At 70.5% G+C, this 12,869-nt stretch carries 10 protein-coding genes; 2 read left to right on the forward strand and 8 right to left on the reverse strand.

Annotated elements, in window-relative coordinates; translation table 11 throughout:
* Positions 1-125 precede the first annotated feature (125 nt).
* From HS045_RS13675 to HS045_RS13690, 4 genes are all read right to left on the reverse strand, one after another.
* Positions 126-1,697 carry a hypothetical protein gene (locus HS045_RS13675; RefSeq protein ID WP_196451707.1) on the reverse strand — a complete coding sequence of 524 codons (1,572 nt, stop codon included), beginning with the start codon at positions 1,695-1,697 and terminating at the stop codon, positions 126-128.
* A 475-nt stretch (positions 1,698-2,172) separates the two neighbouring features.
* A complete protein-coding gene (locus tag HS045_RS13680) occupies positions 2,173-2,577 on the reverse strand; it encodes a type II toxin-antitoxin system VapC family toxin (protein WP_196451708.1) in 405 nt (134 codons plus the stop codon).
* Entirely contained in the window at positions 2,570-2,848 is a 279-nt protein-coding gene (locus HS045_RS13685; RefSeq protein ID WP_196451710.1) for a type II toxin-antitoxin system Phd/YefM family antitoxin, read from the reverse strand. Before HS045_RS13685 ends, HS045_RS13680 begins: the two co-directional genes overlap by 8 nt.
* Positions 2,849-2,936: 88 nt before the next feature.
* On the reverse strand, positions 2,937-4,079 hold the full coding sequence (locus HS045_RS13690; protein ID WP_196451712.1) for a serine protease: 1,143 nt from the start codon (positions 4,077-4,079) through the stop codon (positions 2,937-2,939).
* Between the two features lie 320 nt (positions 4,080-4,399).
* On the opposite strand from HS045_RS13690, the gene HS045_RS13695 reads away from it, so the two are divergent.
* A complete protein-coding gene (locus HS045_RS13695) occupies positions 4,400-5,911 on the forward strand; it encodes an acetyl-CoA synthetase (RefSeq protein WP_196451714.1) in 1,512 nt (503 codons plus the stop codon).
* A 41-nt stretch (positions 5,912-5,952) separates the two neighbouring features.
* Positions 5,953-6,921 carry a zinc-binding dehydrogenase gene (locus tag HS045_RS13700; RefSeq protein WP_196451715.1) on the forward strand — a complete coding sequence of 323 codons (969 nt, stop codon included), beginning with the start codon at positions 5,953-5,955 and terminating at the stop codon, positions 6,919-6,921.
* A 128-nt stretch (positions 6,922-7,049) separates the two neighbouring features.
* Here HS045_RS13700 and HS045_RS13705 read toward each other — a convergent pair whose 3' ends face one another.
* From HS045_RS13705 to HS045_RS13720, 4 genes are all read right to left on the reverse strand, one after another.
* Entirely contained in the window at positions 7,050-7,781 is a 732-nt protein-coding gene (locus HS045_RS13705) for a PadR family transcriptional regulator (protein WP_196451716.1), read from the reverse strand.
* A gap of 55 nt (positions 7,782-7,836) precedes the next feature.
* On the reverse strand, positions 7,837-8,634 hold the full coding sequence (locus tag HS045_RS13710) for a DUF4097 family beta strand repeat-containing protein (RefSeq protein WP_196451717.1): 798 nt from the start codon (positions 8,632-8,634) through the stop codon (positions 7,837-7,839).
* Positions 8,635-8,885: 251 nt separating this feature from the next.
* Positions 8,886-9,062, reverse strand: coding sequence for a DUF6104 family protein (locus tag HS045_RS13715; protein WP_189238156.1), 177 nt, complete (start codon positions 9,060-9,062; stop codon positions 8,886-8,888).
* Between the two features lie 111 nt (positions 9,063-9,173).
* Positions 9,174-12,836, reverse strand: a complete 3,663-nt coding sequence (locus HS045_RS13720) for a multifunctional oxoglutarate decarboxylase/oxoglutarate dehydrogenase thiamine pyrophosphate-binding subunit/dihydrolipoyllysine-residue succinyltransferase subunit (RefSeq protein WP_196451718.1) — start codon at positions 12,834-12,836, stop codon at positions 9,174-9,176.
* Positions 12,837-12,869: the final 33 nt, after the last annotated feature.

The following is a 12,869-nucleotide window of genomic DNA, read 5'->3' on the forward strand; positions in this document are numbered from 1 at the left end:
TTGGTGGACCGATCCGGTCCGACGTCGTCGTCCCGCCCAGCGTGCTCCCCGCGGTATAAGAGCCCCGTGAAGACGGGAAAGGGCCCGGCGTGGTCACCAGGCCCTCCCCCATCGGATCTCCGCGCTCAGGCCGGGAGCTTGCCGGTCCACAGGTTGGCGGCGTGCTTGTAGATGCCGTAGGTCTCCCCGTTGAAGTACGGGGTGGTGACCCGGTCGTAGCGGTTGTTGCCGTCGCTGTCGATCGTGAGGCTCACGACGCCGTTGACGTATCCGGTCCGCTTGCTGTTCTTGTAGCGCAGCAGGAAGGGGCTGCCGCTGGACCCCGGAGTGAAGGCGCACTTGATGGCCTGGTGCTCCTGGGCGTTGTACTTCGGCACGTCCGGAGCGTTGCCGGTGGCGCCGTAGCACCACTTCATGGTGTGGCCGCTGTACGGCTTGTGGCCGTCCAGGTGGGCGTAGGCCGGGTAGCCGAAGGTGAAGACCTTCTTGCCCAGCTTCTGGTTCCAGCTGAAGCCCTGGCCGCCGACGTTGTCGCCCAGGCGGCCGGCGTCGGCCAGCGTGATCACGAAGTACCGGGTGTGGAAGTACAGCTCCTTCACCGTGATCTTGACCCACTTCTTCACGAAGTACTGGGACTTGAACCAGGCGATCTCGTTGCCGTTGACGTCCTTGGTGGCCTCGAGCCTGCCGAGGAAGCCGCCGTCCGCCTTCTGCTTGACGAGCCTGTCGTACTCTTCCTTGCTGATCGGCGTCCTGACGGTCTTGCGCTCGAACCTGTTGCCGTTCTCCAGGCCCTTGGGAGCCTTGTCGTAGACGCTCTCGACGACCTCGACGGCCGTCAGCTTGATGCCGTTGCGGCCGCCGGCGACGTACTCCTCGATGTGCTTCGCGGCATCGGCCGGCTTGGCGACGTGCTCGACGGTCGGGTCGACCGCCTTCTTCCAGTACGGGCCGAGCTCGCCGTACCTCTCGTAGCCCTTCTCGAACTCCTCCTTGGAGATCGCCCGGTCCTCGGTGTACTTGAAGCCCTTGGCGGCCGTGTACGCGGACTTGCCGACCTCCTTCACGCCCGTCTGCCTGATGCCGTTGTAGACGTTGACGAACGCGTAGTCGTAGTCGTAGTCCTCGTAGACGTCGAAGTCGTGGTGCATGTTGACCTTGGCGCCGACGTAGATGCCCCAGGGGGCCTTGCCCTGGTAGTAGCCGGGGATGAACACGAAGTTGCTGAAGGGCTTGTTCGTGTCGGTGTCGTAGACGCAGTGGCCGGCGGTGGCGACCAGGTTGCGGTACTTCGACTGGACCGAGGTGCCGGAGCACCAGCGCTCCTGGCCCTTGTCGTCGAGGAAGAAGACCTTGCCGACGGTGATCGGCAGGTTGACGTTCCTGGACCGGCCGGCGGACTTGCCGCCCTCGCCGGTCGGCGCGACGATGCCGGGCCTGCCGTCGGCGGAGGCCTTCGTGCCGCCCACCTGCAGCTTGCCGGTGGCGGTGGACTCGGCGAGGTAGGTCTTCGCCTCCTTCAGCTTCGAGGAGGTCCAGTAGCCCGCGATGGCCTGCGCGTTGGCAGAGGGGGCGAGCGTCGCCGACGTCAGGTCGGGCTCGGCGTGGGCGGTGCCGGCGAGGGCGCCGCCGGCCACGGAGGCGGCCACGAGAGCACCTCCCAGGGGGAGGGCGAGGTGCTTGACTCGGGGGTTCACGGTAGCTCCTTCTTTGTCATGAGCGCTCGGGTGGCTCACGCGTACGTAAAGAGACAAGAGGAGACGGTACTCAGCAAAGATGGTGTAAAGGGGCAGTAATCCGGCATCAAGATGGACCGTTATGTTTTCGTTGCGGAATCAGCGGAACCGAAAGATCCTGACCAGCGTCGGATCTTCTCCTGATCGGCATTCGTCGGCGATGCCCTCCGTACGGCCATCCTGAGCTGCGGAGACGTCGGACCGCCCGCCGCCCGGAGGCGGTGTCCGCAGGGTGCCGGAGGAATCTTCCATGACTGGGGCTCCGCGGGTTTCCGGGCAACCCATCAGTCGGTGCCCGGAGGGTTTCCGTCAAGCGCCCGCACTTCGCCGGGGCGGCCCGCCCGGAACGAGGCCACCGTCACCGGTTCGGCGGGAGGTGGTCGGCCGGGCCGCCGAGGCCGACGGTCAGGGGAACGTCCTGTGCGTCACGAGGCCGTCACACGGGCACGATGGTCACCATGCTGTCGAGCCCTTTGAAGTCGGCGCCGTTACGCGTGTAGAGCGGTAGGCCGTGGGCTGACGCCACTGCCGCGATCAGCAAGTCCATCCTGCGGGGGCGAGGGTCGCGACCGGAGGAGATCGTGAGGGCGACCAGAGTCCCGTAACGGGCGGCGGCGTCACGGTCGAAAGGCAGCGGTTCGAAGTCGGTGACGGCCGCCCCCAGCTTCTCCATGCGGGCGGCCCGGGCCCCGGCGTCCTTGGCCATGGCGACGCCCTGGTGAAGCTCGGCAAGAGTGATCGAGGTGATCTCGGGAACGGTCGGCAACCGTTCCGGGTCGATGAGGTCCAGATCGATGTATGTGCAGGTGTCGATCACTCCGGACTCGTCGCGGTCAGGCACGGTCGGACTCCCACGGGTCGCCGTCGCCGACGCGGTCCTCGGTGCCGAAGAACTCGTCGGCCTCCTGGCGCATGCGCGCGTAGTCCACGCGCGGGAGCTTGCGGTGCCGGGCGACGAGCTCTTCTGCGGTCAGCCGCCGCCGGCGGGGCAGGGGACGGAGCTCCGCGACCCCGATGCCGTTACGGGTGATGTGGTAGACCTCGCCTGCCTCCACCGCGTCCATGACGGCCGCGGAGTTGTTGCGGAACTCACGCTGTGTGATCGTCTTCATCGTTCTATTGTAGCTCCCTGTGTCTCGTGGGGCTACGACTCAGAGGGGACGGCGGCCGGGTCGTCCGAACGCCGTCCCCTGAGCCGGACTACTTCGTCCAGCGGTTGGCCGCGACCCTGTAGACCTGGTGGGTGTCGCCGTTGAAGTACGGCGAGGAGACGTGGTCGTAGCGGTCGTTCTTGTCGGTGTCCCAGGCGACGCTGTTGACGCCGTTGAGGTAGCCGGTGCGGGTGGAGCTCCGGTACTTCAGCAGGAACGGGCCGCCGCTGGCGCCCGCGGTGAAGGCGCACCGGAAGCCGACGTGCTCCTGGATGGTGTACTTCGGCGCGGCGGGCATGGCGGCGGTCGCACCGTAGCACCACTTCATCGTGCGCCCGGTGAACGGCTTGTCGCCGTCGGGGTGGGGTCCGGCCGGGTAGCCGAAGGAGAAGACCTTGTTCTTCACCTTCTGGTTCCAGGCGAAGCCCTGGCCGCCGACGTTGTCACCGAGCCGGCCGACGTTCTTGACGACCGGCTTCCACTTGCCGTCCTTGTCCTTCTCCCAGCTCACCTTGACGCCGGAGTGGACGTTGACGAAGGCGTAGTCGTAGTCGTAGTCCTCCTTCACGACGAAGTCGTCGTGCGCGTTGAACCACTTGGCCGCGTAGACGCCGTACGGGTTCTTGCCGTCCCAGGCCTGGGTGCCGTCCCAGTAGGACGGGATGAAGACCCAGTTGTCGTAGAACTGGTTGGTCTTCACGTCGTAGACGCAGTGCGCCGAGGTGGCGACCAGGTTGCGGTACCTGCTCTGGATCGAGGTGCCGGAGCAGTACTTCCAGCTCTTCGGGTCCAGCGGGTCGGCCTTGGGCAGCGTGAAGAAGACCCGGCCGACCGTGTTGGGCAGGTTGACCTGCTTGCTCTTGGTGGCCGCGCCGCCTCCGGGGCCGCTCGGCGGGACGGCTCCGGCCTTGCCGGTGGGCCCGGCCGCCGAGGAGGCCTTGCCGCCCCGGACGCTGAGGTCGACGTCGCCGGTGGCGTCGGTGGCCTTTCGCATGCGCTCCGGCGACCAGAAGGAGGTCGCCTCGGCAGGGGTCTCCGACGCGGTGGACGTCACCACGTCGGAGGGTGCCCCCGTACCGGTGACGCCGGTGGCGCTCGCGGCGCTCGCGCCGGCGGAGGTGGCGCCCATCGCTCCGGCGACCATGAGGAGGCCGGTGAGGGGGACGGTGAGGCGCCGTGCTCGGGGATTCAATGGAGCTCCTTTCGTCTTCGGCGGCGGGCGGGACGTCCCGTCGCCGGGAAAACGTTGGGAACGCTACTGAGTGGATCAGAAGTCCGGCCATGAATTGACGGGAAAAAGTCTGGGACGGTTCCCTTCGATGCGTTTCCGTTATTGAAATGCCCATTGGTTATCATTTAACGAAACGGCATCTCTGCAGGCAGAGGCCGGTGTGAGGCCTTTTTCAAGGCGTCTCCCGCATCACCGGCACCAGTGATGGACGTGCATTTCTCGGGCCCCTTCCGCGCACGCCGCACTATCCAAACCGAACGACGTTCTGGTTTGATGGGCGCATGAGCGTGGACCCACGGACCCCCTGCCTCGTCGGCGTCGCCCAGCACACCGTCCGCGAGCAGCCGGGGCCGGAGCCGCTGGACCTGTGGGAGCTGGCCGCCCGCGGGGCCGCCGCCGACGCGGGGGCCCCCGGCCTGCTGGAGCGGCTCGACTCGATCCAGGTCGTCTACACCGAGTCCTGGCAGTACGACGACCCCGCTGCCCGGCTCGCCGAGCGCCTGGCGGCCGCACCCCGCCACCGCGCCTACTCCACGGTGAGCGGTACGGCCCCGCAGACGCTCCTCGGCACGGCCGCCGCCGCGATCGCCGCCGGGGAGATGGACGCGGCCCTGGTCGCCGGCGGTGAGGCGCTGGCCACCCGGCGGGCCCTGCGCCGGGCGGGGGAGCGTCCCGCGTGGAGCCACCGCGCCCACCCCAAGCCGCCCTACGGCTGGGAGCGCCCGCCGCACCCGGCCGAGCTGGCCCACGAGCTCTTCCTGCCCGTGCACACCTACGCGATCATGGAGACCGCGCGCCGGGCCGCCGCCGGGGAGTCCGTCGAGGACGAGCGGGAGGCCCGGGGCCGGATGATGGCCCCGATGACCCGCGTCGCCGCGGCCAACCCGCACGCCTGGCACCGCCGGGCCTGGACGCCGGAGGAGCTCGTCACCCCGGGCCCGGACAACCGCGTCGTCGGCTGGCCGTACACCAAGCGGACCGTCGCGTTCATGGACGTCGACCAGGCCGCGGCCGTGATCATGGTCAGCTCGGGGCTCGCCGACCGGCTCGGGATCGCCCGCGACCGCCGCGTCCACCTGCGGGGCTGGGCGTACGCCGAGGATCCCTGGGAGGTCGCGGCCCGGCCGGTCCTGGGCGAGTCCCCCGCGATGGCGGCCGTGGCCCGGCACGCCCTGGCCCGGGCGGGCACGGACCTGGACGGGATCGGCGCGCTGGACCTCTACAGCTGCTTCGCGGTCGCCCTCCGTACGGCCTGCGCCGCGACGGGCCTGGACCCGACGGACGGGCGGGGGCTGACGGTCACCGGCGGCCTGCCGTACGCCGGGGCCCCGGTCAGCGTCTACGTGCTGCACTCCACCGCGGCGATGGCCGAACGGCTGCGGGCGGGGACGGAGCCCGGGCACGGCCTGGTCACCGGGGTGGGGATGCACCTGACCAAGCACACCTGGGCCGTCTGGTCCACCGAGCCGGGAGAGGACTTCCGGGAGGGACGGGGCGACGGGCTCGCGGCGCTGCGCGGGGCGGGCGAGCCGGTGCACGTCACCGGAGCCGTGCCGATCGCCGACGCCGCCGACGCCGACGGGGGGACGGGGACCGTCGCCGGCTACACCGTCGCGCACGGCAGGGACGGCGCGGCCGAGCGCGGGATCCTGGTCGTGGACCTGCCGGACGGCGCCCGCGCGCACGCCCTCGTCCGCGACCCCGGCCTGATCGCCGAGGCCGAGGCCGCCGAACTCGTCGGCCGGCGGGTCCGGCTGACCCCCGACGGGCCGGTGAACGTCGCCACCTGGTGAGCCGCCGCCCGGTGCGGGGAGCGGGGGCGTAGGGTGCGGCCATGTTCGCCGTAACCGCAACCCAGACCGATTTCGACGACCCCCTCGCCGGGCTGACGCTCGGTGAGCACCCCGAACCGGAGGTCCCCGACGGCTGGACCACCGTCACCGTGAAGGCCGCCGCCCTCAACCACCACGACCTGTGGACCCTCAAGGGCGTGGGCATCCGCCAGGAAAGGCTGCCCATCGTGCTCGGCTGCGACGCCGCCGGGATCGACGAGGACGGCAACGAGGTCATCGTGCACGCGGTGATCGGCACGGAGACGGGCGCGGGGGCCGACGAGACGCTGGACCCGAAGCGGTCGCTGCTGTCGGAGGTGCACGACGGGACCTTCGCCGAGCGGGTCGCCGTGCCCCGCCGGAACCTGGTGCCCAAGCCCGCCGCGCTCGGCTTCGAGGAGGCGGCCTGTCTGCCCACCGCGTGGCTGACCGCCTACCGGATGCTGTTCGACAAGGCGGGGTTGGAGCCCGGCTCGACCGTGCTGGTCCAGGGGGCGGGCGGCGGCGTGGCCACCGCGCTGATCGCGCTGGGCCGGGCCGGCGGCTACCGGGTCTGGGCCACCAGCCGGTCGGAGGCCAAGCGGGCCCGCGCCCTGGAGCTCGGCGCCGACCGGGTCTTCGAGCCCGGAGCGCGACTGCCCGAGCGGGTGGACGCGGTCATGGAGACCGTGGGCCAGGCCACCTGGGACCACTCGCTCAAGTCGCTGCGCCCCGGCGGCCGGATCGTGGTCTCCGGCGCGACCAGCGGCGCGGTGCCCCCGGCGGACCTGAACCGGGTCTTCTTCCTGCAGCTGTCAGTGGTCGGCTCGACCATGGGCAGCCGGGACCAGCTCGCCCGGCTGGCCCGCTTCCTGGAGCAGACCGGCACCCGTCCCCTGATCGACCGGGTGCTCCCGCTGGCCCGGGCCCGGGAGGGCTTCGCGGCCATGCACGGGGGCGAGGTCTTCGGGAAGGTCGTCTTCACTCCCTGAGCGCACCGAGCAGCCCGGCGGCAGCGGGCACCCCTGCGGCGCGGGGCGTGCCGGGAAGGCGGGGCGCGCCCGGCGCGGCAGCGGCGGTCCCGCCCGGAGGAGAGGCGGGGCCGCCCGGATCAGGAGGATCACCGCAGGGCGTCCCTGATCCGGCGGGCCGCGTCGTAGAGCGCGTCCTGCGCGGCGGCCAGCGTCTCCTCGGTGACCTGCCGGCCGGCCGCGTCCCCGCGGACCTCCTCGGCGAACTCGGCGAGCATCTGCCCGAGCCGGTCGTCGCCCTCGGCGGAGCCGGAGCCGGTGAAGCCGGTGGCCCAGATGCGCTTCCACTCCTGCTGCCAGCGCTCGGTCTCGTGCTTCCACTCGTGCCTGTGCCGCTGCCACTCGGCCTTCTGCTCCCGCCAGGCCTCGCGCTGCTCCCGCTTGGCCCGCCGGAACCCGTCCTTGGCCGCGCGCTCCTCCTGCCGGGTGCTCTGCCGCACGTCGCGGGCCATCTGCGTGAGCTCCTCGCGCAGCGACTTGACCGTCTCGCGCACGTCCTCCTTCACCTCGCGGGCGATGTCGCGAACGGAGTCGGTGATCTCCTGCTCCAGCTCCGCCAGCTCGTCCATCCGGGACTCCAGCTCGGCGCGGCCCGCCTCGGTGAGGGTGAAGACCTTCTTGCCGGCCACGACCTCGTGGGTGACCAGTCCCTCCTCCTCCAACCGGGCCAGCCGCGGGTAGATCGTGCCGGGCGAGGGGGAGTAGACGCCCAGGAAGCGGTCCTGGAGCAGCCGGATCACCTCGTAGCCGTGGCGCGGGCTCTCCTGGAGCAGCTTGAGCAGGTAGAGCCGGAGTCGCCCGTGGCCGAAGACGGGGCTCACGACGCCCTCCCGCCCGGGACCGGTCCGGAGGCGCGGCCGGTGTCGAACGAACCGTTCACGAGGGCTCTCCCTTCAGAAGAGTGACGTCGCCGGAGACGGTGGTGGCCGACAGGGAGGCCATGCCCCCGCCGATCCGGCCGGTGAGCGCCTTCCTGCCGGGCTGGTCGACCCGGTCGAGCCCGGAGAAGGCGGTGCCGATCCGGCCGTTGGTGGAGCGGACCGCGACGTCGGTCTCCACGGAGTGCGGGAGCCGTACCACGATCTCGCCGGAGACGCTGTTCAGCGTGACGTGGCCGGTCGGCGGGAGCTCCAGGTCGGCGGTGATCCGGCCGGAGACGGTGCCGGCCTTCAACCGGCGGGGCGTGCCCCGGGCGACGGTCAGGTCACCCGAGATGCTCTTGAAGGACAGGTCGCCGACCAGGCTGCGGCTCTCCACGGGACCGGAGACGGTGTCGGCGTGGACCTCGCCGCTCACCCCGTCGAGCACGATCTCGCCGGAGACGCTCTTGACCGCGGTGCGGGCCTCGAAGCCCGCCACGACGGCCGAGGCGGAGACCACCCCGGCACTGACCGGGCAGTCCTTCGGCACGGTGAGCGTCAGCACGCTCTCGCGGCTGCCGGGGCGGAGCCAGCTGAGCAGCCCGTCCCAGGTGAGGTCCTGGTAGGTGACGGTGAGCACGCCGTCGTCGTCGTGCGTCACGACCAGCGGGAGGTCACCGACGGAGGTGACCTCCAGCGCGGGCGGGCCGTCGCTGGCCAGCACCGCCAGCCTGCCCGCCACGATCCGCACGTTCAACCTGCTCACCGGGTCGAACGTGATCTGCTCGGGTTTCCCGACCGTCCATTCACGCATGTCTGCGACCTCCTTGGATAAAACACGATATGTCGCGTCACACGGAAGGTCAAGATATATCGTGTTTTATCCGCCGGGAGGCCGGCCCGCTCCGGCCGTTCCCGGGTCACCCGTTCCCGTCCGTCGCCCGTCCCCGCCGGCCGCTCCTCTCCGTCCGCCCGTCCGTCCGTCCGTCGTCCGTCCGTCCGTCGTCCGTCCGTCCGTTGCCCGTCCGTCCGTCGCCCGTCCGCGCCGTCGTTCGTCTCCGTCCGTCACTCGTCCTCGTCGTCCAGGCGGGCCAGCCAGGTGGCCAGCCGGTCCACCGGGATCTCGAACTCGGGGTTGAGATCCACGAACTCGCGCAGCCGCTCGGCCAGCCAGCCGATGCCGACCTCCTCCTCGCCGCGGCGGGTGACGAGCTCCTCGATGCCCCGGTCGGTGAAGTACATGTTCCCCTCCTGATAGCGGGAGGTCCCCCACAGCCGTGCTGTGGGGGACCTCCCGGTCGGACTTTCCGGAAACCCGGCGCGCCGGACCGCCGTCGCGGCCCGGTGCCCGGATCAGGCGTAGACCTCCGCCAGCATCTGGCGCAGCTCCACCTCGTGCGTGGAGTGCGACCCGGTCGCCGGGGACGAGTTGGCCTTGCGGGAGACCCGCTTGATCGGCCGGCCGCCGAACACGCGGGGGTTCTCGGCCAGCTTGAGCGTCAGGAACGGCCACGGGCCCATGTTGGCCGGCTCGTCCTGCGCCCAGACCAGCTCGACGTCCCCGTAGCGGTCCAGCTCCGTCGCCAGCGGGTTCGCCGGGAACGGGTAGAGCCGCTCCAGGCGGACGATCGCCACGTCGGTACGGCCCTGCGCCTCGCGGGCCGCGGCCAGGTCGTAGTAGATCTTTCCGGAGCAGAGCACGACCTTGCGCACGCCCGCCGGGTCCACCGTGCCGTCGCCGATGACCGGCCGGAACGCGCCCGTCGTGAAGTCGGCGACCGGCGAGACCGCCGCCTTGTGCCGCAGCAGCGACTTGGGCGTGAAGACCACCAGCGGCCGGTGCCGGTTCGACTTCGTCTGCCAGCGCAGCAGGTGGAAGTAGTTCGCCGGCAGCGTCGGCTGGGCCACGGTCATGTTGTCCTGGGCGCACATCTGCAGGAAGCGCTCGATGCGGGCCGAGGAGTGGTCCGGGCCCTGGCCCTCGTAGCCGTGCGGCAGCAGCAGGGTCACGCCGGAGCGCTGGCCCCACTTCTGCTCGCCCGCGGTGATGTACTCGTCGATGACGGACTGCGCGCCGTTGACGAAGTCGCCGAACTGCGCCTCCCAGCAGACCAGGGCCTCGGGGCGCTCCACGCTGTAGCCGTACTCGAAGCCGAGCGCGGCGTACTCGCTGAGCAGCGAGTCGTAGACGTAGAACTTCGTGGTGCCCTGGTTGAACGTCTTGAGCGGGGTGTGCTCCTCGCCCGTGACGCGGTCCACGAGCACCGCGTGCCGCTGCACGAAGGTGCCGCGCCGGGAGTCCTGGCCCACCAGGCGGACCGGGTGGCCGTCGATGAGCAGCGAGCCGAAGGCCAGGGTCTCGCCCATGCCCCAGTCGATGCGGTCCTCGGCGACCATCTGGCCGCGGCGCTGGATGACCGGGAGCAGGCGCGGGTGGACGGTGAAGCCCTCCGGCAGGTTGAGCTGGGTGTCGACGATCCGCTTGATGGTCTCCTCGGAGACGCCCGTCGGCGTGTCCTCGTGCGACCAGGGGATGGCCTCCAGGTCCGCCGGCCGGGCGAACTCGCCCGTCTGCTCCCTGGTCGCCTCCCGGGTCTCGGCGAAGGCGTTCTCCAGCTTGGCCTGGTAGTCGCGGAGCGCGCTCTCGGCCTCCTCGACCGTGATGTCGCCCCGGCCGATCAGCGCCTCGGTGTAGAGCTTGCGGGTGGAGCGCTTGGCGTCGATCAGGTCGTACATCAGCGGCTGGGTGAAGCTGGGGTTGTCGGCCTCGTTGTGGCCGCGGCGCCGGTAGCAGATGAGGTCGATCACGACGTCCTTGCGGAACGCCTTGCGGTACTCGAAGGCCAGGCGGCCGACCCGGACCACGGCCTCGGGGTCGTCCCCGTTGACGTGGAAGATCGGGGCCTGGATCATCCGGGCCACGTCGGTGGCGTACACGCTGGAGCGCGAGCTCGCCGGGCTGGTGGTGAACCCGACCTGGTTGTTGACCACGATGTGCACGGTGCCGCCGGTGCGGTAGCCGCGCAGCTGCGACAGGTTCAGCGTCTCGGCCACCACGCCCTGGCCGGCGAAGGCCGCGTCGCCGTGGATGAGCACCGGCAGGACGCTGAAGCCCTCCTCGCCGCGTTCCAGCAGGTCCTGCTTGGCGCGGACCACGCCCTCCAGGACCGGGTCGACCGTCTCCAGGTGGGAGGGGTTGGCCACGACCGAGGTCTTGAGCTTGGAGCCGTCGGGCGAGACGAAGTCGCCGGTGGCGCCCAGGTGGTACTTCACGTCGCCGGAGCCGTGCGAGGTCCGCGGGTCGAGGTTGCCCTCGAACTCGCCGAAGATCTGCCCGTAGGACTTGCCCACGATGTTGGCCAGCACGTTGAGCCGGCCGCGGTGGGCCATGCCGACGACGGCCTCGTCCAGGTCGTCCTGGGCGGCGGCGCAGAGCACCGAGTCGATCAGCGGGATGAGCGACTCGCCGCCCTCCAGCGAGAAGCGCTTCTGGCCGACGAACTTGGTCTGCAGGAACGTCTCGAACGCCTCGGCGGTGTTGAGCCGCTCCAGGATGCGCAGCTGCTCCTCGCGGGCGGGCTTGTCGTACGGACGCTCCACCCGCGCCTGGATCCAGGCCCGCTCCTCGGGGTTCTGGATGTGCATGTACTCCACGCCGATGGTGCGGCAGTAGGAGTCGCGCAGCACGCCGAGGATGTCGCGGAGCTTCATCAGCGGCTTGCCGCCGAAGCCGCCGGTGGCGAACTCGCGCTCCAGGTCCCACAGGGTCAGCCCGTGCGACTTGATGTCGAGGTCGGGGTGCTTGCGCTGCTTGTACTCCAGCGGGTCGGTGTCGGCCATGAGGTGGCCGCGGACCCGGTAGGCGTGGATCAGCTCCAGCACGCGCGCGGACTTGGCCACGTCGTCGTCGTGCGTGGTCGAGATGTCCTGGACCCAGCGGACCGGCTCGTAGGGGATCCGGAGGGACTCGAAGATCTCGTCGTAGAAGGAGTTCCCCTCGCCCAGGAGCAGGCGGTGGACCTGGCGCAGGAAGTCGCCCGACTGGGCGCCCTGGATGATCCGGTGGTCGTAGGTGCTGGTGAGCGTCATGACCTTGCTCACCGCCAGGCGGGAGAGCGTCTCGGGGGAGGCGCCCTGGTACTCGGCGGGGTACTCCATCGCGCCGACGCCGATGATCGCGCCCTGGCCGGGCATCAGGCGCGGCACCGAGTGCACGGTGCCGATGGTGCCCGGGTTGGTCAGCGAGATCGTGGTGCCCGCGAAGTCGTCGACGCCGAGCTTGCCGGCCCTGGCCTTGCGCACGACCTCCTCGTACGCCGTCCAGAACTGGCGGAAGTCCATCCGCTCGCAGGCCTTGATCGACGGCACCAGGAGCTGGCGGGTGTCACCCTTCTGGATGTCGATGGCCAGGCCCAGGTTGACGTGCTCGGGCTTGACCAGCACCGGCTTGCCGTCGACCTCGGTGTAGGAGTGGTTCATCTCCGGCAGGGCCGCGAGGGCCTTGACGACGGCGAACCCGATGAGGTGCGTGAACGACACCTTGCCGCCGCGACCGCGCGACAGGTGGTTGTTGATCACGATGCGGTTGTCGATGAGCAGCTTGGCCGGGACGGCGCGTACGCTGGTGGCCGTCGGGACGACGAGGCTGGCCTCCATGTTCAGCGCGGTCCTGGCGGCCGCACCGCGGAGTCGGACTTCCTCGGCACCGGCGGGCAACTGCGTCTCCTGCGTGGGCTTGTCCGCCGGGGCCGCCGGGGCCTTCGGCGCGGTGGGGGTGGTCGTCGCGGCGGCCGGAGTGGCCGGGGCCGTGGCGGGGGTCGGGGGAGCGGCGGGCGCCGCACCCGGGGCCGCGGCTCTGCCGGACCCGGAATCAGGGGTGTAGTCAGCGAAGAAGTTCCACCAGGCGCGGTCCACGGACTCGGGATCCTGGAGGTACTTCTGGTACAGCTCGTCGACTAGCCATTCGTTTTGACCGAAGGCTGCCAGCGGGTTTGTCCGCGACGACTCAGACGACACGGCGGAAATCGCCCTCTTCCGCAGATCGGCGTT

It is taken from the genome of Planomonospora sp. ID82291, assembly GCF_015711645.1.
Lineage (GTDB): Bacteria > Actinomycetota > Actinomycetes > Streptosporangiales > Streptosporangiaceae > Planomonospora.